Genomic DNA, 23,466 nt, shown 5'->3' on the forward strand with positions numbered 1-23,466 from the left:
TCAGGGGAGGGAGGGCTTGACGAGGGGCGCGAGCGCGCGCAGGTGCGGGGGGCGGGCCGGGTCGACGAGGGCGTTGGCCGAGCAGGGGCCGTGCCGCAGCAGCATCTCCGCGTACCGCGTCTCCGGGTCGACCCGCTCCCCGCCCGGGCTGGTGGTCTGGTCGGCGTAGGTGAGGGCGTCCGCCATCAGGCTGCGCTCGTCCGGGAAGACCGAGAGCCGCTCGGCGAAGCCTTTGATCTCGGCGACGAAGCGGGCGCCCGAGTGGTGGGCGACGAGCCCGGCGATCCGGTCCGGCCAGCCCTCCACGGTCAGGTGCACGGCGCCGTCGAGGGGGTGGAAGCCGGTGTGCGCGATCGGTTTCGCATAGCCGACGTCGTGCAGCCAGGCCGCCGCGACCAGGATGTCCGGGTCCAGGCCGAGCCGCTCGGCGAGCCCGGCGGCGCGTTCGGCGACGCCGACGGTGTGCCGCCAGCGGTTGCCCATGTCGCCCAGGAGGCTCTCGGCGATGGCTTGCGCGGCGTCGGCGCGGGTGGTCAGCAACCCGGTCATGGCCGGATCCTCCGCCGGAAGGGTTAACAGCAGGCGAACGGCCCGTGGCGCGGATCTGAAACCGTCAGCGGACGGCGGTGGCCGCAGCCCGGCGCTCCATGGCGAAACCGGTCACGGCCAGCCACAGTCCGGCCGCGGCCAGCGCCACGCCGGTCCAGGACGGGGCGAGATAGCCGTACCCGGTGGCGATCACGACGCCGCCCAGGGCCGCACCGATGCTGTTGGCCACGTTCATCGCCGACTGGTTCAGCGCGGCACCCATCAGCTGCGCCTCCGGGGCCACCGTGATCAGCCGGGCCTGCAGCGCCGGGCCGAGGAAGATGCTCGTCGCGCCGACCAGGAAGGCGCCGAGGAAGAGGCCGGGCACGGTGTCCGCGGTGAGCGCGAACAGCATGATGGAGACGATCATCCCGCCGAAGCCGAGCAGCATGGCCCGGCGCAGGTTCCGGTCGGCGAAGACGCCGCCGAGCGCGTTGCCGACGGTCATGCCGAGGCCGAACACCGCCAGCACCCACGGCACCGCGCTCGCGGACAGCCCGGTCACCTCGGTGGTCACCGGCGCGATGTAGCTGTTCACCGCGAAGAAGCCGGCGAAGCCGACGGCTGCGGTCGCCGCGACCAGCCACACCTGTGGGCGGCGCAGGGCACGCAGTTCGGTGGCGGGTGAGCCGCCGGCCGCGGCCGGGACGTCGGGCACGGTCGCCAGCACGGCGACGAGGGTGAGCACGAACGCGCCGGCGATGACGAGGTACGCGATCCGCCATCCGGACGTCTGCCCGAGGTGGGTGATCAGCGGGACGCCGACGACGTTGGAGATGGTCAGCCCGCCGAGCACCACCGCGTAGCCGCGCGCCTCCCGCCCGGGGCCCATCAGCGAGGCCGCGAGCAGGCCGGCCGCGCCGAAGTAGGCGCCGTGCGGCAGCGCCGCCAGGAACCGCCCCACGAGGACCAGGCCGTAGGAGGGCGCCAGCGCGGAGGCGACGGTGCCGGCCGCGAACAGCACCAGCAGGGTGAGGACCAGCCGCTTGCGCGGCATCCGGGCGGAGAGCACGGCGATCAGGGGCGCGCCCACGACCACACCGAGGGCGTACGCGGTGATGACTCCCCCGGCCTGTGCCACGGCGTCCTCGGCCGACCGTTGATAGGCCTGCGGCAGCAGGTCGCGGGCCATGTCGGGCAGCAGCCCCATCGCGACGAACTCGGTGAGCCCGATCGCCACCCCGCCGAGCGCGAGCGAGAACAGGGCGGTCCAGCGCTGCCGCGGGCTCAGTTGATCCACTCCGGGAAATCTAGACCTCGGCCGCCCCGCCGCAGGTCAGCAGTGGCCGAGCTCACCGGGTGGCCGTTCGGCCGATGACTGTCGACCGAACGGCCCTGTACGGGCGTCGATAGGTTTGCTTCTCTCGATGGGCTCCCGATCACCGACGAATAGGCCCGATATGAAGACAACGCCCCGATCCGGGCGTCATCGGCTCCACCCCCGCCGGCTCTTCAAGTATCGGAAGCGACTACTGGGCGCGCTCGTGGTGGCACTGTGCGTCGCCCCGCTCGCCATGGTGACCGGCAACGCCACCGCGGCCGCCGCGCTTCCGCCGCAGCCGGGGAACTTCAAGGGATACGCCTTCGACGCCTGCACCGCGCCGTCCAGCGACGCGATGAAGGGCTGGCTGCAGTCGAAGTACCGGGGCGTCGGCATCTACTTCGGTGGCGTCGGCCGCGGCTGCACCCAGAACAATCTGACCGCGGCCTGGGTGAAGGAGCAGATCAGCCGCGGCTGGAAGCTGATCCCGATCTACGTGGGCCTGCAGGCGACGTGCACCACCACGACGAAGAAGCACCTGATCAACAACGCGAACGCCGCCGCGCAGGGCCGCGCCGCCGCCGACGACGCGGTCACCCAGGCGAAGAAGCTGGGCCTGTCGCCGGAGAGCGTGCTGGTCTACGACATGGAGGCGTACCGCATGAACGATGCCGCCTGTCGTAACGGCGTGCTGAACTTCATGAGCGCGTGGACCGCGCGGCTGCACGACCACGGGTACTTCTCCGGCTACTACAGCAGCATCAGTTCCGGCGTCGCCGACCAGGTGGCCGTCTACAACAAGGCCGGTTACGTGCGGCCGGACTACGTGGACTTCGCCCGCTGGGACGAGACCGTCACCGTCGCCGACAAGGTGATCCCGGCGTCGTACTGGCACCCGCAGCGGCGGATGAAGCAGTACCAGGGCCCGCACAAGGAGACCTGGGGCGGGCACACCATCAACATCGACAGCAACTACGTCGACTTCGCCCGGCTGCCGGCCGCCAAGCTCGGCGACTGGGGCCGCAACGGCTGGTCCGACGTGGTCGCCCGGACGAAGAGCACCGGCAACCTGTTCGCCTACCCCGGCAACGGCACCACGGTCTCGGAGTACGGCCGCGTCAAGGTGTCCGGCGCGTTCGGCAAGGCCAACGCGATCGTGCGGATGGATCTGACCCGCGACGGCATCCAGGACGTGGTCGTGCGGACCACCTCGGGCGCGGTCCACCTCTATCCCGGCCGCAGCAACGGGACCCTCGCGGCGCGCAAGACGCTTTACAAGAACTTCAAGCACATGCGGGAGCTGACCGCGATCGGCGACTTCACCCGGGACGGTTACCCCGACCTGCTCGCCGCGCAGACCAGCAACGGCAACCTGTACGTGTACCCGGGGAAGAAGGGCGCCAAGTTCGGGGCCCGCAAGGTGGTCGCGTACGGCAACTGGAACGGCCGCAGCGAGTTCACCGGTGCCGGCGACTACAACCGGGACGGTTTCCAGGACCTCGTCGTCAAGGTGAACAGCTCGGGCAACATGTACTTGATCCCCGGCAGGTCGGGCGGCTTCAAGTCGCCGGTGTTCATCGGCAAGGGCAAGGGCCTGCGGGACTGGACCGGCGTCGGCGACTTCGACCGGGACGGCTTCACCGACCTGGTGGCGGTGCAGGCCTCCACCGGCAACCTGATGCTCTTCCGGGGCACCGGCAAGGCGTTCAGGCCGGGCGTCCGCGTGGCGAGCGGCTACTCCGGTCGTACCCCCCTGTTCTGACCCTTCGGTGTGTTGATCTCGGGTTCGGATCGAGCCCGAGATCAACACACCGCAAGTGCGGTCAGCGGGCGGCGCGGAGGGTGTCGCGCAGCGCGTAGTAAGCGGGCTTGCGGCGGAAGTCGTCCCACATCACCGTGGCCGCGCCCTCGGCCGGGAAGAAGACCGGCACCCAGCTGTACTTGTCGGTGAAGCCCCAGATGGTGAACGAGTTGCAGTCGTCGACGGCCAGGCAGGCGTCCAGCACGGTCTTGTAGTAGCTCGCCTGGGTCTGCAGCTGCTCGGCGGTGGGCACGCCGCCCTCGGGCAGGTCCATCCGCACGTCCAGCTCGGTGATCGCCGTCTTCAGACCGAGGTCGTCGAAGCGCTGCAGCACGGCCTGGAGCTGGTCGGGAGCGCCGTACCGCATGCTCAGGTGCGCCTGCGAGGCGAAGCCGTGCAGCGGCACCCGGGCGGCGAGCAGCTCCTTGGCGAGCGTCTCGTACGCGTCGACCTTCACCCCCGGCCAGTCCACCCCGTAGTCGTTGAGGAACAGCTGCGCGCGCGGGTCGGCCTGGTGCGCCCAGCGGAACGCGTCGGCGACGATGCCGGGGCCGAGCTCACGGATGAAGATGTTCTCCTGCCGGTACTCCCCGTTCTCGTTGAAGATCTCGTTGGCCACGTCCCACTGGTGGATCTGCCCGCGGTACCGGCCGACCACGGTGTAGATGTGGCTCTTCAGGATCGAGCGCAGCTCGGCCTTGGTGAACATGCCCTCGGTCAGCCAGTCCGGGTTCTGGCTGTGCCAGAGCAGGGTGTGCCCGCGGACGACCTGACCGTTCTGCCGGGCGAACCGCACGATCGCGTCGGCCGGGCCGAAGTTGTAGCGGTGCCGTTCCGGGTGGATGAACTCCCACTTCATCTGGTTCTCCGGCGAGACCGAGTTGAACTCGCGCGCCAGGACCTTGCGGTACTGGCGGTCGTTGGGGAACGGGTCCGGGTACGGCTGATCGACGTGGTGACCGCCGCCGGCGACCGCGGTGCCGATCCGCAAGTCTCGGGGAGCCGCCTTGCGCAGCGGCACGTCGTGCTTGCCGTGCCGGGCGGTGGATCCGCCGGCCGTTACCGGGGCGGCCTGCGCCGGTGGGCCGGCGGTGGCCAGAAGTGCCGAGGTGGCGAGGACGGCCACAGCGACACGGGACGTTTTCCTCACGGTGTCTCCTTCGAGGGCGAAAGTTGAGCGGCCGCGTCGCCCGGAAGGTGGTGGCCGGGAGAGCGGCGTAACTTTCGGGTTTCCCTCGTAAGTTATGCGGGCGACCGACGCCCGTCAATGGCTGCGGCCCGATCACCGTCCGCATCCGGCAACGTGAAGATCACCGCGGTGCCGCCGCCGGGGTTCTCCTCGATCCGGATCGTGCCGCCGTGCCGGTCGACGATCCGCAGACAGCTGGAGAGCCCGATCCCGTGCCCGGCCGCCGGCGCGTCGTCCAGCCGGGTGAACATGTCGAAGACCCGCCGGCGCTGCTCCGGCGGGATGCCCACGCCGTTGTCGGCCACCGTCACGGCGCAGCCGCCGGCCTCGCCGGCCGCGGTCACGGTGACCCGGCACGGGCGGTCCGGATGCCGGTACTTGACCGCGTTCGCGATCAGGTTCTGCAGCAGCTGCCGGGTCAGCACCGGGTCGCAGGAGACGAGCGGGAGCCGGTCCGGCAGCACGACCTCGGCGCCGGCCTCGACGAGCGCCGCGTTCAGGTCGGCCAGCACCTGCTCGACGATCTCGCCGAGATCGGCCGCGACCAGGGTGACCGGGGCGCTGCCGGCCTGGGCGTACCCGAGCAGCGACCGGATCAGCTCGCGCATCCGGGTGACCGCCCGGGCCGCGGCGTCCACCCACCGGCGGGCCTCGCCGGTGACGTCGTCCTCCAGCAGTTCCAGATATCCGCCCACCGCGCCGAGCGGGGCGATCAGGTCGTGGCTCACCGCACCGGCGAAGTTGCTCAGATCCGCGTTGGACCGGCGCAGCTCCTCGTTGGCCGCCGCCAGCTCGCGGCGGGCCTGCTCGATCGCCTGCTGCTGGGCCCGGTCCCGGGTGACGTCGGTCATCGCCACGACCGCGCCCATCGGGGTGCCGTCCGGGCCGATCAGGGCCCGCCCGCTGCAGGTGACGTGCACCGCCTCGCCGGTGGTGCGCCTGATGATGATCTCGGCGTTGTCGACCACGCCGTCGCGCAGCGCCCGCAGCAGCGGGATCCGGTCGGACCTCAGCCGGGTGTGCCCGTCGGTCTCGTAGAGCGAGTAGCGGTCGGCGAAGGCCTGCGGGTCGACGGTCGGGTCCGCGTCCATGCCGTGCCATTCCCGGGCGGCCCGGTTGAACAGCGTGAGCCGGCCGCTCCGGTCGGCAGCGACCACGCCCACGTCGATCGTCTCGAGCAGGGTGTCGGTCCACCGCTGCCGGGCCTCGGCCACCACCGCGAGCTCAGCGTTGAGGCGGGCCTGCCGGCGGCGCTCGAACAGCGCCAGGATGACGCCGGTGAGATCGTTCAGGCGGGCGATCTGATCGTCGGTCAGCGTCTGCGGCCGGTCGTGGAACACGCAGAGCGAGCCGAGCGCGTGACCGTCCGGCGTGACCAGCGGCGCCGAGGCGTAGAAGCGCACGTCGGCGAGCACGCCGGTGACCCACGGGTTGGTGCGGTACACCGGGTCCTGGCTGGCGTCCGGCACGTAGGTGAACTGCCCGGTCTCGAACCGGACCGCACACATCGAGTCGTCGCGGGAGGTGGTGCCGCCCCGGAAGCCGACCGTGGTGAGCTGGCACTGCCGGTGCTCGTCGATCAGGTTGAGCGTGGCGGTGGGCACGCCGGCGATGCCGGCGGCGACCCGGACCACGGCCTCCAGCTCGTCGTCGGCGGGCGCGTCCAGCAGGCGGTACTCGTGCAGGGCGGCCAGCCGGAGCTGTTCGCGCTCGACGAGATCCACCTCTCCCCTATCGGCAGGCTCTCCCGGTAGCTGACCCACCCGGGACGGGCAGCGTGAACGTCACCGTCACCCCGCCCTGCGCGTTGTCCTGGAGCCGGATCGTGCCGCCGTGCCGGTCGACGATCCGCAGGCAGCTCGACAGGCCGATGCCATGCCCGGCCACCGCGCCCGGGTCGCGCCGGCTGAACAGGTCGAAGACCTGTTCCCGCTCCTCGGCCGGGATTCCGACCCCGTTGTCGGCGATCCACACGGCGTCACCGGCGGCGCTCACCGTGATCTCGCAGCGGCGGTCCGGCCGCCGGTACTTCACCGCGTTCGCGATCAGGTTCTGCAGCAGCTGCCGGACCAGCACCGGGTCGCAGGACAGCGCCGGCAGGGCACCGGCGGTGACCCGCGCGCCCGCGGCGGTGATCTCGGTGCGCAGATCGAGCAGGACCTGGTCGAGCAGGTCGCGCAGCGGGACGCGGACCCGGCGCACCGGGGCGCTGCCGGCCCGGGCGTACCCGAGCAGCGCGTTGATCAGGTCGTGCATCCGAGTGACGGCCCGGGCGGCCGCCTCGACCCGGCCCCGCGCCGGCCCGTGCACCTCGCCGGCGATCAGGTCGAGATAGCCGCCCACCGCGGCGAGCGGCGCGACCAGGTCGTGACTGACCGCGCCGGCGAAGTTGGCCAGGTCCGCGTTCGAGCGGCTCAGCTCGGCGTTCGCCGCGGCCAGCCGCTCGCGGGCCTGCTCGATGATCCGCCGGCGGGCGTGGTCGGTGGTGACGTCGTGCAGGGCGACCACCCCGCCGGTGACCACACCGTCCGGGCCGGTCAGCGCCTTCGCGTTGGCGCGCAGCCGCACCGGCTCCCGGCCCGGCGGCCGCACCATCAGCTCCCGGCCGATCACCGGTCCACCACCGCGCAGCACGGTCATCAGCGGGACCTCGTCCTCCGGCACCGGGGTGACCCCGTCCGGCTCGAACAGCGTGTAGCGGGCGGACACGTCCACGGCCGGGGCCGACAGGTCGAGGGCCGGATCGTGCCGTTCCCGGGCGGCCCGGTTGAACATCGTCACGCCGCCGGCCGTGTCCACCGCGATCACCGCCACGTCGATGGTCTCCAGCAGCGACTCGGTCCACTGCTTGCGGGCCTCGGTCTCAGCGGCCAGCTCGGCGGTGAGCCGGGCCTGCCGGCGGCGCTCGAAGAACGCCCTGACGACGCGGGCCAGGTCCTCCAGGCGGCTGATCTGCTCGGCGGTCAGCTCCCGGGGCACGGTGTCGTAGACGCAGAGGGTGCCCAGGACGTACCCGCCGGGGGTGATCAACGGCGCGGAGGCGTAGAAGACGATGCTCGCCCGCTCGCCGGTGACCCACGGGTTGTCCCGATAATCCGGCTCCAGGCGGGCGTCGGGCAGGTACACGAAGCGGCCCTCGTGCAGCCGGACCGCGCACATCGCGTCGGCGCGGTCGCACTCCTGCCCCTGGAAACCCACCGTGATCAGCTGCTGCTGCCGGTTCGCGTCGATCAGGTTCAGCGAGGCGGCCGGTGCCCGCGCCACCGCGGCGGCCACCCGGACCACCGACTCCAGCTCCTGCTGCGGTGGCCGGTCGAGCACCTGGTACGCGTGCAGCGCGGCCAGCCGCCGCTGCTCGTGCCCTGGCGTCGTCTCCACCTGCTACCCATCGGCAACCCGGCCGCGCCGCTTACCTCCCGGGCGTTTCTTCAGCAGCCCACGTCGCGGCGGCGGAAGCCGGTCAGGCCCGCTGCCACCAGCGCGGCGACGATCACGCCGAGGACAGCGAGCGGCACCACGGTGACGGACTCCAGCGGGGCGTCGGGCAGGTGCTCGAACGGTGAGGCCCGTCGCGCCCAGCCCGGCAGGCCGAACGAGTCGGCGAACAGCTCGACCACCGCGCAGTAGCCGACCGCGGTCCAGCCGGCGGCCACCGCGGCCCGCGCCCACCAGCCGACACCCAGCACGGTCACCGCCACCACCGCCCACACCCCCGGCAGATAGACCAGAGCCACCCCGGTCATGCGTACGGCCTGGCCGGTGTCGCCGGTGGTCAGCCCGTACGCCAGGCCCTCACCGAAACCCGCGGCCACCAGGACCAGCGCGCTCCCGGCCAGCGCGACGCCGAGGTGACTGCCCAGGTAGGCGGCGCGGCTGGTGGCGGTGGCCAGGACCGGCTCGGCGCGCCCGGCCAGCTCCTCGGCGCGGGCCCGCAGCACGGCGGCCACCCCGAACGCCGTGGCCAGCAGGGCTCCCATCGTGACGGTGAGCGCCAGGTAGGCGTTGACGACGTCCGCCGCGCCGCCGGGCAGGAACTCGCCGACCTCCGGATTGTCGATCAGGTACTGCTCGATGGTGTCGCCGAGCGACCCGTACGCGGCGCCGAGCACGCCGACCCCGGCCGTCCAGCCGAGCACCGTGCCCCGTTGCAGCCGCCACGCCAGCCCGGCCGGCGAGCCCAGCGCCCGGGACGCCCGCGGCGGCCCGGGACGCGACCGGACCAGCCCGGCACCGAAGTCGCGCCGGTCCAGGGCGACCAGCGCGACACCGGTCAGCAGCACCGCGGCGCCCAGCATCAGCAGCACGGGCCACCAGCGGTTCTGCCCGTACGGGAAGGTGCGCTGCCCCCAGCCGATCGGCGACGCCCAGCTCAGCGCGGCGTTGCCGGCGTCACCGGCGGCCCGCAGCAGATAGGCCGCGCCGATCGCCAGGCCGACCGCGCCGTAGACGCCGCGAGCGTGCTCGAACACCTGGGCGGCGACCGCGGTGAGCGCGGCGAAGAACAGCCCGACCCCGGCGAGGGCGGCGGCGACCAGCGCGGAGCCGATGGCCGGCAGCCCGGTACCGATGGCGACCGCGAAGATCACCACCCCCACCGCGAGGTCGGCCAGCACCGCCAGGCCGAGGGCGGCGTGCACCGGCGCGCGGCGGGCGACCGGGGCGGAGCGGATCAGCTCGGCCCGGCCGGCCTCCTCGTCGGCGCGGGTGTGCCGGCCGACCAGGAACATGTTCATCAGCGCCACGACGATCGCGAGGAACGCGAAGATCTCGAAGACGATCTCGCCGCCGATGCTCTCGATCAGCTCGACCGGGCCGCTCATCGCGACGACCGCGGTGTTGCCGCCCAGGGTGGCGCGCAGCTGGGCCAGCTCGGCAGGCGTGCCGTACAGACTCTGGCTCTGCGTCGACTGGATCGCAAACAGCAGCGCGGCGCCGCCGATCCAGAGCGGGAGCGTCACCCGCTCGCGGCGCAGGCCGAACCGCAGCAGTGTCCTCGTGCCGGTCATGGGTCCAGCCAACCCCATCGATGCCCGGCGCGGAAGGTGCCCCGGTCAGAACCAGCGGCGGCGGCGGTAGTGCCCGTGGTGCCGGTAGTGGCCGTGATGGCCGTACGCGCCGGGGTGGCCGTAGGCGCCGGGGTGCCCGTGGTGGTAGCCGTAGCCGTGGCTGCGGGCGATCCGGTGGTTGACCTCACGCAGCAGCCCGTCGATGGCCGGGTTGTGGCTCTTCTGCGACATGCGCTGCAGCCGGGACGCGACCATCGAGAGGACCATCCGCTTCACAAAGCCGCTCACCGCATCGTCTCCTTGTCCTGGGGAACCTGCCTCCACGGTACGTCGCGATGTCGAGCCTGACCTGTGCGAACACTGGTCGTTGGCTGGAAACCGGTGCACGTCCCCCGACCGGGTGCCACTGCGGGCGCCGGAACCCGGCCCGGATGAGATCCGAGCGATCCACCTGGCCCCGGAGCACTGGGGTCAGGGCGTCGCGGAGCCGGGTCCCGGCGCGGCTCCTAGCCGCCCGGAAGCTCGCGGCGGGCCTTCCGCCGCCGCCGGGAGAACAGGGCGGCGGTGAGGGCGCCGAGGGCCAGGGCGATCAGGCCCACCTCGCTGGGAGAGGCGAGTTCGACCAGCTGAGCGTCCTTCTGCTTTTCCATGGGGAGCACTGTAGACGGACGGCGCCCGAGTTGACTCTGGACGCCCCGCTTCGGCGCAGCTGTGGACCGGCGGCCCTTCCTTCACCATGCTGGACGGATGGCCTTCCAGCGGAGTGCCCGGACTCCGGTGGCCGGCTCACCGCCGAGCCTCGCCCTGCTCGTGCTCGGGCCGCTCGCGGTGGGCGAGTTGCGTGCCGTCCGGGGTCAGCAAGGGCAGATCCTCAGCACGCTCGCGGCGCACTGGCCGCACGCTGTCACCGTCGACGCGCTGGTCGACGAGCTGTGGCCGGAACACCCCCCGGCCTCGGCCCGGACCGGGTTGCGGGTGGTCCTCACCCGGCTCCGCGGGCGCCTGCCACCGGTGGTCCCGGCCATCGTCCACGAGGGTGGCTCCTACCGGCTCGACGTGCCCGCCGAGCAGTTCGACCTGGCCCGCTTCGAGCGGATGGTCGACCGGGCGGCCCAGGACGCCGCCGCGGCACCGGGAGCGGCGGCGGAGCAGCTGATCGCCGCGCTGGGTCTGTGGCGGGGCGACGCCTTCGCCCCGTTCGCCGGCTCGCCACGGCTCAGCGCGGCCGCCATCCGGGCCGAGGAGCGGCGCCGCGACGCCGAGGAGCTGCTGGTGTCGGCCCTGCTCGACGCGGGCCGGGCGGACAGCGCCGCGACCTGGGCCAGCGGACTCGCCGAGGCGGAGCCGTACCGGGAGCGCCGCTGGGAGCAGCTCATGCTCGCCCTGTACCGGACCGGGCGCCAGGCCGAGGCCCTGCAGGCCGGGCGGCGGGCGACCGCGATCCTGCGGGAGGAGCTGGGCCTCGACCCGGGGCCGGCGCTGCGCAGCCTCGAGGCCGACATCCTGGCACAGGCCGGCCACCTCGCCGGCGCCCCGGCGACCGTCCACTCCGGAGCACGACCGGCCGGCGCCGGGGAGGACGGCGAGGACGTGGCCGCCGACCAGGTGCGGGCCGAGCGGATGGCGGACCACCGGATCCGCCGCGCCCGCCTGCCGGTCTGGACCACCAGCCTGGTCGGGCGCGACGAGGACCTGTCCCGGTTGGCCACGATCATCGACCGGACCCGATGGGTCACCGTGGTCGGGCCGCCGGGTGTGGGCAAGACCCGGCTGGCGGCCCAGTTCGCCGCGAGCACGGTCCGCGGTTCGGTCCTCTGGCTGGACCTGGTCGACGTCGAACCGGTCGGGCTGCCCCGCGCGCTGGCCGACCTGATCGGGGCCCGGCTGACCGGCGACGATCCGGTCGCGGAGCTGGCCGCGGCGCTGCCCGGCGAGCGGGTTCTGCTCGTCCTGGACAACTGCGAACACCTGGTCGACCCGATCGCCCCGCTGGCCGGCGCCCTGCTCGCCGCCGGCTCCGGGCTGACGGTGCTGTCCACCAGCCGCAGGCCGATCGGGTCGCCGGCCGAGGCGCAGTACCGGCTCGAGCCGCTCGGCCCGGACGACGCCCTCCGGCTGCTGCTGGAACGGGCTCCGGCCGGGCTTTCGGCGGCTTCGGGCCGGGCCGCCCTCGAACGGCTGGTGAGCCGGCTCGACGGGCTGCCGTTGTCGATCGAGCTGATCGCGCCGACGCTGGGGCAGTCCACCGTCGAGCACGTGCTCGAGCAACTTGACCACGCGATCCCGCCGGACACCGGGCGCGGCCAGCGCGACCGGCGGCACCGCTCGCTCGACATGGCGCTGGACTGGTCGCTGCGGCTGCTCGGCGAGCCGGACCGGCAGCTGTTCGCCGAGCTGGGCGCGATCACCGGGCCGTTCACCACCGGCGACGCCGCGGACCTGGTCCGGCGCGACCCGGGCGAGGTGGGCACCGGCCTGGGCCGGTTGGCGGCACACGGCCTGCTACGGGTGTCGGCGACCGCGCACCGGCCGCGCTGGGCGCAGCCCCACCTGCTCCGGTTGCACGCCCGCTCCGTGCTGGCGTCGGCCGGCACCCTCGACCGGCTCGAGGAGCGGCAGGCGATGCGGCACGTCGCGCTGGCCCGCCGCCTGGCCACCGACCTGACCGGACCGGACGAGGACCGGGCGGTGGCCCGGTTGGACCGGGCGGCGCCGCAACTGGACGCCACCCACCGGTGGCTGGTTCAGCAGTGCCGCGTGGAGGAGGCCGTGACGTTCAACCTCGCGCTGTGGGAGCACACGTTCTTCCGCCAGGACTACGGCAGATTCCACTGGCTCGACGACTGCCTCGCCATGGCCGGTGTCGACCGGGCGGCACAGCTGGCCGAGCTGGCCGCCGAAGGGGCGCTGGCGGCGTGGGCGCGGGACCGGTTCCTGTCCGCGCTGGCGCTGGCCGACCGGGCCGAAGCGGCGGCGCTGACGGCCGGCCGGCCGCTGCCGCTCGCCGCGCTGAAGGCCCGGTTCAACGTGGCCGCCTACGAGGCCCGGACCGAGGACGCCGTCGCCCTGCTGGGGCGGCTTCTGCAGGAGTCGGGCGGTCGTGCCGACGACCGGCACCACGCCGACAATCTGGTCGTCCTCGCCCTCGGCATGGCCCAGTGGGGTCGCCTCGACGAGGCCTCCGCCGCGGCCTCGGAGGGCATGGCGATCGCCCGGGCCACCGGCAACCCGTCCTCCGTCGCCTGGGCCGGCGTGGCTCGCGGCTCGGTGGACCTGTCCATCGAGCCCGGCCGGTCGGCGCGGGCGTTCACCGCGGCGAGCCGGCTGGCTCGCACGGTGCGCAACCGGTGGGTGGACGGCATGGCGCTGTCCGGGCTGGTCACCGCGCTGCGCCGGCAACGGCGGACCGACCAGGCACGGCGGCTGCTCGGCGAGGTGGTCCAGATCTGGGGCCGCAGCCGGTCACCGGGCCAGCTGGTCCGGGCCGCCCGGGAGGCGGCGCTGCTGGCCGTGGACGGCGGCGATCACGACACCGCCGCGCGGCTGCTGGCCCTGACCGGTGACGCCGGGACCGGTCACCCGCTCCTTCCCGACGACCGGGCCAGGCTGGACGACGTGGCCGCCGCCCACCCGGACGAGCCGGCCCGGATCTCCGGCACGGCCCGCCTGGACCAGATCATCCTGGCTGAGCTGGCCGGCGGGAGCAGCCGGCCGGCCAGTAGTCAGGCACCCGGTCCTCGGCGGCCTGCCGTCTGACGTCGTCGGCCTGCAGCGGGCGCCGGTAGGGGCGGGTCTCGCCCTGCGCCAGGAACGGCCGGATCCAGAACCGCCCGATGCCGCGGATCAGGAGCCGGGCCAGTGGCCGGGCCGGCCGCAAGCGCAGCAGGGATCCGAGCAGCGCGGTCGCCACGGCCGCCGGTCGCTGCCCCGGGCCGCTGCCCACGAGCAGCAGCGCCGTGACGTCCGGGCCGGCCAGCGAGCGTGTCAGCGCCGCGGCGAGCCAGCCGAACCACCGGGGGAAGCCGTCGGCCACTCCGTCCTGGAGCGCCTCGGAGAGCCGGACGCCGTCGAGTGACCGGGCGTTCTGCCGGCGCCGGATGGTCACCGCCAGGGCCCGGGCCTCGGCATAGTCGAGCGGGCGGCGGCGCCCGTCGGGACCGGGCACCGTGAGCGCGTCGAGAGGCGCTCCGAGCAGATGCCCGATGCCCAGCCAGAACCGGGCGACGGCATCCTTGACCCGGGGCTCCGGCTCGACACCGAGCGACTCGAGCATCTCGATCGGCGACACCCCGAACGACAGCGCGACGCCGATGACGTCCTCCTGGTTGAACGGCACCCCGAACGCGGCGCTGTTCCAGCCGCGTTCCAGCAGGTGGTGCGCGATCAGCCCGTGCATCACCCGGACGCCACGGACCGACCGGAACGCCGCGCCCCCGCCGGTCAGCGTCCCGTCGTTCCACCCGGCCGGCGAGTGCAGCATGTCGAGAACGAAATGAGCGGTTTCTCCGGCCCGGCGGAACGGGTGCGTGGCCAGGTCCGACACGCGGCCGATGACGTGGACGGCACGGGCGGCCGCGTAGCTGTCCGGAAGGCCGCGGAACACCAGGCCCATGAACCACAGCGTGGTCCAGCGGGTGAACGACTGCCGGGCGATCCGGCAGGTCCCGGGATCGAGCAGGCCACCGTTCCCGGTGACGGCGGCCAGCCGGGCGGCCACGTCCTGGTTCAGGCGCCGCACCGGCCGCGCGTGACGGTCGTCGGCCACCGTCTCCAGGCTGATCTCGTCGGCGCCGTCGATGACCAGGTGGGTGGGCCGGCTGCGCAGCTCGTCGAGCTGCGCGTCGGTCAGGTGGCACACCGCGCCCGGCTCCGGGCCGCTCGGCACCGGCCGGGTGATGAGGCCGGTCTGCTCCGCGAGGGCCCGGTCCAGGTCCGGCCAGGCCGGTGGCCGGACCGGCCGCCCGGCGTCGTACCACCACGCGGCGCGCTGGTGCCCGGCGAACAGGGCGATGATGAAGGCCATCCGGTCGTCCAGGTCGGCCCAGCACCGCGACGGCCGGCCGTCCACATCGAACCGGGTGAACAGCTTGCCCAGCAGCACCTCGTCGGGAGAGTCGGCGGGCACACGCCGAGGCGACGCCGGATCCCGGACGGGCACGCGCACCACCGGCACCGGACGGTCACCCGCGGGCACCGCGCATCCGGTCCGCACCGTTCCGGTCGGCAGCTCCACCGCGGCGAACCACCGGGTGATCAGGTTGATGCACCGGTCCTCCAGCCACAGCCGGGCGGCTCCGGGATCACGGTGCCGCCAGTCGTACCTGGTCTGCAGGGTGAGCCACGGTGTGGTGAGGGTGCGCACCCAGGAGCGGAACCCCATCGCGATGGCCAGCGACAGCAGCCGCTGCTCGTGCAGGGCCAGCAGGCAGTTGCCGAGCAGGATGTGACCGGAGCGGCTCTCGTCGTCGGCCGCCTCGACAGCGTGCCGGTAGGCGCGGAACCCTAGAACGAGAAGCTCGTTGTGCCGCGGCCCACCGGGACGGAGCCGCGGATCGCTGAGCGAGGCCCAGAACTCGTCCTCGCTCCCGCCGCCCGGGGCACCCGGGGGCGCGAACAGCCGGCGGCGCAGCTCACGTTCGCACTCCTGCCAGGCCGCCTCGATGTCGCCGCCACTGTGGGCGGCGGTGCCGACGGTGTCCAGGAAGACAGCGTGCGCGCGCCCGATGTCGGCGAACACGTCCCGGTTGCCGTCGGCGAAGGCCCGGCCGATGATCGCCCCCAGAACCGGCACCCGGACGGTCAGGTAGCCGCCGATGGTGTGGCTGGCCCATTGCCCGAACGTGGACCACGTCGCGTCCCCGGTGCCGAGCAGGTCCGCCATGGACGTGGCGAAGTCGCCGTACGCCCGGCTGATCAGCTCGTTGCGCAGCCGCACCGGCATGGGGGTGAAGGCCACGTCCTCGACGCGCTGCCGGTCGACCTCCCTGCTGCCCAGATCGGGGGTCCAGCGCAGATCGGTCACCGGGCTCATGGTCCTTGCTAGCACACCGGTGGCCGCGGTGGACATCGTCCTGCCGGGCGGGACGGCTGTTAGCCGGTCGTTAGCGGCCCGCGCCGATATTCGTCAGCAACACACCGAACGAGGGGGAAGACATGGCAACGATCACCGTCACGAAGATCTACTGCTCACGCCAGCAGGACATCACCGGGAAGGACGAGCCCGTCCTGATGCTCGCCGGGCGGGAGCGCTGGTCGGGCAAGATGGACAAGGACGACACCGCCTACCCGAACGTGACCGAGCAGTTCAACAGCAACATCCAGGTCAAGCTGCTCGAGCGCAACGACAACAACGCCGGCAAGGACAAGGTGCTGAACACGTGGGATGTGGACGCCACGCCGGCGGGCTCGCAGACCCTTACCGCCACCTCGTCCGGCTTCCACTACACGGTCTACGTCTCGGTCAAGTGACGTGACCTGACCCGGCTCACCCGCCGGCATTGCCCGGTCCCCGCGGACCGGGCAATGCGACGACTACGGTGACCTCATGTACACCTCACCGCACTGGGCCACGTCGGCTCTGGTCGTCATCGACATGCAGGTGGACTTCACCGACGGCGGGGCGCTGCCGATCCCGGGGACCACCGAGGTCACCTCGGCCGTGGCCCGCCTGGTGACCGGATATCGCCGGGCCGGGCTGCCGATCGTGCACATCGTCCGGCTCTACGTGCCGGGATCCTCCGACGTGGACCCGCCACGCCGGGCTTTCGTGGAGCAGGGCGGCGTGGCCGTGGCGCCGGGCACACCGGGCTCGGCGGCGATCACCGGGCCCGAGGTCGTCGACCTGGACGCGCCGCTGCTGCTCAGCGGGGCGCCGCAGGAGCTCGGGGCCAACGAGATCGTGCTGTTCAAGCCGCGGTGGGGCGCGTTCTACCGGACGTCGCTGGAGGCGTGGCTGCGGGAGCGCGGGGTGGACACCGTGGTGGTGGCCGGGTGCAACCTGCCTAACTGCCCGCGGGCGACGCTGTTCGAGGCCAGCGAGCGGGATTTCCGGGCGGTCCTGGTGCCGGACGCGGTGTCGCAGGTCAGCGCGGAGCGGCTGGCCGATCTGGAGGGGATCGGCGTGCGGCTGGTGCCGGCCGGGGATGTGCTGGCGGAGCTGAAAGACGGCCGGCTCCCGGTGTCGTGAGACGACGCTGGGAGCCGGCCGGAGTCGGTGCTCTTTACTTCTTCTTGGTGCCGGCTTCCTCGCCGGCGCCGGCCTCTTCCTCAGCACCGGCCTCTTCCTCAGCACCGGCCTCTTCCTCGGCGCCCGCGTCGCCGCCGGCCTCGGCCAGGGCGGCCTTGGCGTCGGCGAGCGCGAGGCAGGACTGCAGCAGGTTGGCCTGCGCGGCGGTCACAGCTTCGTCAGCGGCACCGGCGTCGGCCGCGCCTTCCTCAGCGCCGCCTTCCTCAGCCGCGCCTTCTTCGGCCGCGCCTTCCTCGGCCGCGCCTTCCTCAGCGCCGTTGCCCGCGGCACCCTTGCCCTTGCCCTTGCCGGCCGCGCCGGCGCCCTTGGCGGCCTTCATCGTCTTGACCCACTTCTTGGCGAGCGCTTTCCGCTCGGCCTTGGCCGCGGCGGCGCCCTCCTCGCCGTCGCCGGCCTCCGCGCCGCCCGCTTCCTCGGCGCCCTCTTCCTCGGCACCGCCCTCAGCCGCGGCGATGTCCGCCACGAAGGTGTCGCAGGCGGCCTCGAGGGCCTGAGCCGCGGCCGCGGCCGCGTCATCCGGCGCCTGCTCCTCGACCGGGGCCAACTCCTCGCCGTCACAGATCACCGCGCCGGCGTTGATCTGCAGGTCCTCGCACTGGGAGACGTCGAACTGCTGGCCGTCGACGTTGACCAGGTTCACCGCCTTGGCCTCGGTGCCGGCCGACGCCATCTGCACACCGGTCAGACCGGCGGCCAGCAGCACCCCCGCGATCGCCACCGCGCCGATCGTCTTCCGTCGGCTGCCGCTGTCCTGGTTGCGCCGGTAGGAACGCGCCCTCATGCTCACTCCTCGTCGTTGGACGTCGATGTGCCCGGTCGGGGGTCGATACGGGCGGCGGCCCGCCGAGGGTTCAACACAATTCGGCACAACGTGCCGGACCACCCGATCGGGGGTCCACAAAAGTCCAGGTCAGAGCCTTGAACAAAAACTTCGAAATTCCCCCGAGAAAGCGGGGCGAGGCCACGCGCCTTCCCAGCCCGTCACGGTACGCAACGACGACTCGACGTGGACGAGCGATGCTCCGCCGCCCTGCCCGCCGGTATGGTGCACCGATGACACGCACCGCCCTGGTCACCGGCGCCTCGTCCGGCATCGGCAAGGCGACCGCGACCGCCCTCGCCGCCCGTGGTTACCGGGTGATCGGCACCAGCCGCAAACCCACAGAGCACCGGGTTCCGGGCGTCGAGTTCGTCCCGCTCGACCTCACCGACGACGCCTCGATCGAGGCGCTGGCCGCCTCCCTGGCCCGCGTCGACGTCCTGGTGAACAACGCCGGCGAGAGCCAGTCCGGCCCGTTCGAGGAGTTGCCGGCCGACGCGCTGCGCCGGCTGTTCCAGATCAACGTGCTGGGCCCGGTCCGGCTCGCCCAGCTCGCGCTGCCCGGGATGCGCGAGCGCCGCCACGGCCGGGTCGTCATGATCGGCTCGATGCTGGCCTCGTTCCCGCTCGCCTACCGCTCGTCCTATGTGGCCTCCAAGGCGGCGATCAAGGGTTTCAGCAACGGCGCCCGCCACGAATACTCTCCGTACAACGTCTGGCTGACCACTGTCGAGCCCGGCTCGATCGCCACCGGCATCAGCGAGCGCCGCACCACCTACCTCGATCCCGGCTCACCGCACCGCGCCGAGTTCGCGAAGATGCTGGCCGCCCTGGACCGCAACGAGAAGGCCGGGACCAGCGCGGAGCGGGTGGCCGCCACCATCGTCACCGCGATCGGGGCGGCCCGCCCCAAGCCTCTGTACGCGGTCGGCAGCAACGCCGGCGTCGTCTTCCCGCTGCGCCGCCTGCTCCCGGCCACCCTGGTCGAGAAGGTCACCCACCGTAAGCACAATCTGTCCCGCTAGGACCGGCGGCCTGCGGGGTGTTCGCGGCCCATTAGGCTTTCGATGTGGATCGAAAGGTGGTGGAGTTCCGGCTGGGTTCGTCCGACATCTCGGCGATCCGGTTCGGCATCTCTCCGGGGCACGAGCTGATCCATGCGGTGCGTGTGGTGCTGCGCCCGCAGGCCGCGCCGCTGCACTGGGGCTGGTTCCGCAGTCTGCGCGACGTACCGGCGACCGAAGGGTTCCGCCTGCTGGCCGTGATCAGCGGCGTCGACGGGTACATGCCGGACTTCCTCACCGCCGACCCGTCCGGCGACATGACGCCCGAGGAGGAGCTGGAGCGGCTGCGCCAGGTGCCGGACGACCGGCTGCGTTACGACCTGCAGAAGATGGTGCTCCGGTCGAGCGGCGCACGCCAGCAGGAGATCCGTGAGCTGATCGCCGACCCGGCGCGCGCCCGGCGGGAGATCGCCGCCGCCTGGCAGGAGGTGTGGGACACGCTGCTGGCGCCGGTGTGGCCACAGATGCTGCGCCTGCTGCGCGCCGACATCGCGGTGCGGGCACGGCGCAGCGCCGATGCCGGGCTCGCCGAGATGGTCGCCACCCTCCACTCCACCGTGACCTGGGACGACGACGCGGTCCGGGTCCGGCTGCCGCACTACGGCGCCTCGATCGACTGCGGCGGGACCGGGCTGATGCTGGTCCCCTCGGTGATGTCCACCCGCCGCTGCGCCGTGCTCGACGAGCCGCCCACCCAGCCGACGATCTTCTATCCGGCACACGGCATCTCGGAGACCTGGCACCGCTCGGCGTCGGGCGTGCTCGAAGCGCTCACCGCGCTGCTGGGCTCGGCCCGGGCCCGCCTCGTCATGGAGCTGCAGCAGCCGCTGTCGACCTCCGAGTGCGCCCAACTGACCGGTCTGGCGGCCTCGACCGCGTCCCACCACCTCACCGTGCTGCGGCACGCCGGGCTGGTGGACAGCCGCCGCACCGGGGCCCGGGTCATGCACACCCGCACCCCCTTGGGCGAGGCCCTCGCCGGTGCGCACTGACACCGCTCGAAACCGCCCGCGAGGTCAGGCCCACGATGGCCGGCTCGTACGGCTGCTCATGCCGGCAATCGACCTCCCAGATCGCGCCGACAACGGGCTTTGGCCTCCACCTATCGCACCGCACGTCGGACGCCGCGGACGCCCGCGGCGCCTCCGCCCAGAGCGGCCGGTCATAGTGGTCTTCGCCTGCCCTGACCACAACATTGGCCGGGTTGGATGAAACACCGGGCCGGGCCGGGTCCGCTACGCGGACCCGGCGTCGGTCACGACTGTGGAGGTTGCAGAAGCCCCGATCGAGTGCGCCGCTCAGCCTCCTGCCACGTGAGTTCTCCCTTCGGCGTGACCGGCACCCCGGCGTCCGACTGCCCCGCGAAGGCATCCTTGCGGGCCTTGCCGGGACTACGGCGGATCAGGGCACCGGCGAAGCGACAGCGCTACAGGTCGCGAGTGTTGACGAGGAACCAGTGCTGGTTCGTGACCGATGTGGTCAGCTCGTTGTGGCTCTTGCACGCGAAGGCCAGCACCCTGATCTGCGCCGTGCCGCCGGCGTAGGACTGGTCGAGGCACTTGCCGCTCTTCCGGTTCCCCAGGACGTACAGGGAACCCACCTGGTACATCATGCCCCAGTGGCTGTTGTCGCCGGTGGTGGTGCCGAGGCAGCTGAACGCGATGATGTCCACGCGTTCCACCCCACCCGAGTAGCTCTGGTTGAGGCATTTCTGGCTGTACGCGTTCCGCAAGGTGAAGGTGTTCCCGTCAGACCGCAGCTCCCACACCTGGTTCGCCCGGCCGTTGCACCCGAAGGCGTAGACCTGGGGCCTCTCGACGCCGCCCGAATAGCTCTGGTCCAGGCAGTCGAGGCTTCTGGCGTTGTAGATCACGTAATAGCCGTTCGGCGGCGGCGGGGCGGCCATTGCCGGCGAGCTGGCCGGCACCAGCAGGCCGACCACCGCGAGCACTGCCACCGAGGTCCAGCTGAGCAGACGTTTCACTGATCACCTCCGAGAGATCGGACATCGCGAAGTATGAATGCACGACCCTACCGGCAAGATCGGCGAAATGGTGCCCCGCGATCGTGGAGCCGATTCAGGGGCCGGCCAGCTCGTCGCGGCGCCGGGTCAGGTATGCCCTCTCGGCCGTGTTGGCGGTCAGCGCGACGGCCCGGTCGTACGCCGCCCGGGCCTGAGCGCTGCGGCCCAGCCGGCGCAGCAGGTCGGCGCGGGTGGCGTGGAAGGCGTGGTAGCCGTCCAGCGGCAGGCCGTCCACCTCGGCCAGCGCCACCTGCGGGCCGTCCAGTTCGGCCACGGCGATCGCCCGGTTCAGGCGCACGATAGGTGACGGGTCGAGCTGGGCCAGCTGGTCGTAGAGCGCGAGGACCTGCGACCAGTCGGTGTCCCGGATGTCGCCCGCGTCGGTGTGCACGGCGTTGATCGCGGCGAGGATCTGGTAGCGGCCCGGCGCCTCACCGGTGGCCAGGCGTTCCCGCACCAGCGCGTGCCCCTCGGCGATCAGCTCGCGATCCCAGCCGCCTCGGTCCTGCTGGTCGAGGGTGACCAGCTCGCCGCTCGCCGACACCCGGGTGGCCCGGCGAGCCTCGGTGAGCAGCATCAGGGCCAGCAGCCCGGCGACTTCGCCGTCGGCCGGCAGCAGTTCACGGACCAGCCGGGTCAGCCGGATCGCCTCGGCGGTCAGGTCCGCGCGGATCGCCGTCCCGGCGTCCGAGGCGAGGTAGCCCTCGTTGAAGATCAGGTAGAGGACGGCGAGCACCCCGGTGACCCGGGCCGGCAGGTCGTCCCGCGCGGGCACCCGATAGGGGATCCGGGCCGCCTTGATCTTCGCTTTGGCCCGGGTGATCCGCTGGCCCATGGCGGTCTCCTGGGCCAGGAACGCGCGGGCGATCTCCGGCACGGTGAGCCCGCCGACCATCCGCAGGGTCAGCGCCACCCGTGACTCCATGGCCAGGGCGGGGTGGCAGCAGGTGAAGATCAGGCGGAGCCGGTCGTCGTCGATGACGCCGAGCGGCTCGGGGACGCCGGAGAGCATCAGAGCCTCCTTGTGTTTGTCCTCGCGCTTGACCTCACGCCGGAGCCGGTCGATGCCTTTGCGGTGCGCGGTGGTGGTGAGCCAGGCGCCGGGATTCGCCGGGACACCTTCGGCCGGCCAGCGCTCCACCGCTGTCGCGAACGCCTCGGCGGCCATCTCCTCGGCGACGTCCAGGTCGCCGAAGCGCCGGGCCAGGGTCGCGACCAGCCGGGCCCACTCGGCGCGGTGGGCCCGGGCCACCGCTTCGCCCACGCCGCTCATACGTCGCGGAAGGGACGCAGCTCCACCCTGCGGTTGCAGGCTTCGGACCCGGCGGCGGCGAGCCGCAGCGCCACGTCCAGGTCGGGCGCCTCCAGGATCCAGAAGCCGGCGATGAATTCCTTCGACTCCAGGTACGGCCCGTCGGTGAACACCGGCGGCCCGTCCCGCCCGTCGACGACGGTGGCGGTGCCCGGGGCCGCGAGACCGCCGGCGAAGACCCAGTGGCCGTCGGCCTTGAGCTGCTTGTTGAAAGCGGTGATCGCGACCATCTCCTCGGGCGTGCCGGAGTCGGGGGTGTCGCTGAGCACCGAGAACAGATACAACGCCATCGGGATCAGTCTCCTGTCGTCGGGTGGGCGCCTGTCATCCTTCCTACGAACGCGGCCGCCCCGATCCGACACGCCCCGCCGAGTTTTCTGCGACCGGATCGTGGTCAGTCGTGGTCGCGGCTGCCGGGCTGGGCCTGGGCGTGGACCACGAAGTCGCGCGCCCGCCGCACCTCCGGCACGTCCCACAGCACCGGCGTCGCGGACGGCTCGCTGGACCAGGCACGCCATCCGTGCGTACCGCTGCCGGAGAAAAGGTCCGTGACGCTGGGGAACGCGCCGAACGCCAGGCTGCCGGATCCGTCCGGTTGCTCGGTGACGACCGGCGGCGGCAGTGACCTCAGATATTCGGTGGTGAGCCGCTCGCCGGACCAGCCACCGTGGACCACCACCCGGCCGTCGGTGATCGTGTATTGCCGGCGCCGCGACGCGACGGCCCGCACCACGAGCCGGCCGGCGACCATGTAGAGACCGATGAGGATGAACGGCACGCCCCACACGGCGAAGAACAGCGACTCGCCGTCGCTGAGCACGGTCGCCTCCCAGAACACCACGAACCCGCACCACAGGAGACTGAACGGCACGAGGAACACATCTGTGGGCCGGAACAGCCGATGCCGCACCGGGCGGCCCTCCCAGCGGATCCGCTCGCCCGGCAGCAGGTAGGTGTTCACACCCGCATGGTGGCCCCCAAGTGCAAGAGCTGCCCCCATGCAGAACGCACTGTGGTGACCTGGGGTGCGAAACGCACCTCAAGTCACCACAGGGTGGGGCTGGGACTGGTCAGCCTGTCCGGCAGGTGACCGTGGGCCAGGTCCAGTTGCCGTTGGCCATGATGGTCACGCCGAAGTTGTTGCCGTTGCCGTTGG

At 72.5% G+C, this 23,466-nt stretch carries 20 protein-coding genes; 6 read left to right on the plus strand and 14 right to left on the minus strand.

Annotated elements, in window-relative coordinates:
- A complete protein-coding gene (locus tag AC0NH5_RS37775; protein WP_474412280.1) occupies window positions 1-549 on the minus strand; it encodes an HD domain-containing protein in 549 nt (182 codons plus the stop codon).
- Window positions 550-613: 64 nt separating this feature from the next.
- Complete coding sequence (locus tag AC0NH5_RS37780) at window positions 614-1,828, minus strand: MFS transporter (RefSeq protein ID WP_474412282.1); 1,215 nt, start codon at window positions 1,826-1,828, stop codon at window positions 614-616.
- 244 nt (window positions 1,829-2,072) lie between these two features.
- On the opposite strand from AC0NH5_RS37780, the gene AC0NH5_RS37785 reads away from it, so the two are divergent.
- A complete protein-coding gene (locus AC0NH5_RS37785) occupies window positions 2,073-3,611 on the plus strand; it encodes a glycoside hydrolase domain-containing protein (protein ID WP_474412284.1) in 1,539 nt (512 codons plus the stop codon).
- Between the two features lie 61 nt (window positions 3,612-3,672).
- On the opposite strand, the gene AC0NH5_RS37790 is transcribed toward AC0NH5_RS37785, so the two are convergent.
- The 6 genes from AC0NH5_RS37790 to AC0NH5_RS37815 form a co-directional block, all read right to left on the minus strand.
- On the minus strand, window positions 3,673-4,800 hold the full coding sequence (locus tag AC0NH5_RS37790) for an endo-1,4-beta-xylanase (protein ID WP_474412286.1): 1,128 nt from the start codon (window positions 4,798-4,800) through the stop codon (window positions 3,673-3,675).
- 92 nt (window positions 4,801-4,892) lie between these two features.
- Window positions 4,893-6,563, minus strand: a complete 1,671-nt coding sequence (locus tag AC0NH5_RS37795) for a sensor histidine kinase (RefSeq protein ID WP_474412288.1) — start codon at window positions 6,561-6,563, stop codon at window positions 4,893-4,895.
- Between the two features lie 7 nt (window positions 6,564-6,570).
- On the minus strand, window positions 6,571-8,217 hold the full coding sequence (locus AC0NH5_RS37800) for a sensor histidine kinase (RefSeq protein WP_474412290.1): 1,647 nt from the start codon (window positions 8,215-8,217) through the stop codon (window positions 6,571-6,573).
- Between the two features lie 50 nt (window positions 8,218-8,267).
- A complete protein-coding gene (locus AC0NH5_RS37805) occupies window positions 8,268-9,845 on the minus strand; it encodes an ABC transporter permease (protein WP_474412292.1) in 1,578 nt (525 codons plus the stop codon).
- Window positions 9,846-9,890: 45 nt separating this feature from the next.
- Window positions 9,891-10,133, minus strand: coding sequence for a hypothetical protein (locus AC0NH5_RS37810; protein ID WP_474412294.1), 243 nt, complete (start codon window positions 10,131-10,133; stop codon window positions 9,891-9,893).
- 218 nt (window positions 10,134-10,351) lie between these two features.
- Window positions 10,352-10,495 (minus strand): hypothetical protein, encoded by a 144-nt coding sequence (locus AC0NH5_RS37815; protein WP_474412296.1) that lies wholly within the window; start codon window positions 10,493-10,495, stop codon window positions 10,352-10,354.
- Between the two features lie 97 nt (window positions 10,496-10,592).
- Here AC0NH5_RS37815 and AC0NH5_RS37820 point away from each other — a divergent pair, with 97 nt between their 5' ends.
- On the plus strand, window positions 10,593-13,601 hold the full coding sequence (locus AC0NH5_RS37820; RefSeq protein ID WP_474412298.1) for an AfsR/SARP family transcriptional regulator: 3,009 nt from the start codon (window positions 10,593-10,595) through the stop codon (window positions 13,599-13,601).
- On the opposite strand, the gene AC0NH5_RS37825 is transcribed toward AC0NH5_RS37820, so the two are convergent.
- A complete protein-coding gene (locus tag AC0NH5_RS37825) occupies window positions 13,522-15,867 on the minus strand; it encodes an oxygenase MpaB family protein (protein ID WP_474412300.1) in 2,346 nt (781 codons plus the stop codon). The two genes, AC0NH5_RS37820 and AC0NH5_RS37825, sit on opposite strands and share 80 nt — an antisense overlap.
- Window positions 15,868-15,998: 131 nt before the next feature.
- On the opposite strand from AC0NH5_RS37825, the gene AC0NH5_RS37830 reads away from it, so the two are divergent.
- Entirely contained in the window at window positions 15,999-16,313 is a 315-nt protein-coding gene (locus AC0NH5_RS37830) for a hypothetical protein (RefSeq protein ID WP_474412302.1), read from the plus strand.
- Window positions 16,314-16,389: 76 nt separating this feature from the next.
- The gene (locus AC0NH5_RS37835; protein WP_474412303.1) at window positions 16,390-17,031 is read left to right on the plus strand and encodes a cysteine hydrolase family protein; all 642 of its coding nucleotides are present in this window, start codon (window positions 16,390-16,392) and stop codon (window positions 17,029-17,031) included.
- A gap of 34 nt (window positions 17,032-17,065) precedes the next feature.
- On the opposite strand, the gene AC0NH5_RS37840 is transcribed toward AC0NH5_RS37835, so the two are convergent.
- Window positions 17,066-17,872: a hypothetical protein gene (locus AC0NH5_RS37840; protein WP_474412304.1), complete on the minus strand. Its 807-nt coding sequence runs from the start codon at window positions 17,870-17,872 to the stop codon at window positions 17,066-17,068.
- 272 nt (window positions 17,873-18,144) lie between these two features.
- On the opposite strand from AC0NH5_RS37840, the gene AC0NH5_RS37845 reads away from it, so the two are divergent.
- Entirely contained in the window at window positions 18,145-18,936 is a 792-nt protein-coding gene (locus AC0NH5_RS37845; RefSeq protein WP_474412305.1) for an SDR family oxidoreductase, read from the plus strand.
- Between the two features lie 44 nt (window positions 18,937-18,980).
- Window positions 18,981-19,967: an ArsR/SmtB family transcription factor gene (locus AC0NH5_RS37850; RefSeq protein WP_474412307.1), complete on the plus strand. Its 987-nt coding sequence runs from the start codon at window positions 18,981-18,983 to the stop codon at window positions 19,965-19,967.
- Between the two features lie 434 nt (window positions 19,968-20,401).
- On the opposite strand, the gene AC0NH5_RS37855 is transcribed toward AC0NH5_RS37850, so the two are convergent.
- The 4 genes from AC0NH5_RS37855 to AC0NH5_RS37870 all read right to left on the minus strand — a co-directional run bounded on the left by AC0NH5_RS37855 (window position 20,402) and on the right by AC0NH5_RS37870 (window position 23,271).
- The gene (locus tag AC0NH5_RS37855) at window positions 20,402-20,959 is read right to left on the minus strand and encodes an RICIN domain-containing protein (RefSeq protein ID WP_474412308.1); all 558 of its coding nucleotides are present in this window, start codon (window positions 20,957-20,959) and stop codon (window positions 20,402-20,404) included.
- A 94-nt stretch (window positions 20,960-21,053) separates the two neighbouring features.
- Entirely contained in the window at window positions 21,054-22,271 is a 1,218-nt protein-coding gene (locus AC0NH5_RS37860; RefSeq protein ID WP_474412310.1) for an RNA polymerase sigma factor, read from the minus strand.
- On the minus strand, window positions 22,268-22,600 hold the full coding sequence (locus tag AC0NH5_RS37865) for a YciI family protein (protein ID WP_474412312.1): 333 nt from the start codon (window positions 22,598-22,600) through the stop codon (window positions 22,268-22,270). The genes AC0NH5_RS37860 and AC0NH5_RS37865 overlap by 4 nt, the downstream gene beginning before the upstream one ends.
- A 104-nt stretch (window positions 22,601-22,704) precedes the next feature.
- Window positions 22,705-23,271 (minus strand): hypothetical protein, encoded by a 567-nt coding sequence (locus AC0NH5_RS37870; protein WP_474412314.1) that lies wholly within the window; start codon window positions 23,269-23,271, stop codon window positions 22,705-22,707.
- Window positions 23,272-23,466 lie beyond the last annotated feature (195 nt).

The sequence above is a fragment of the Actinoplanes sp. 13 genome (assembly GCF_056134165.1).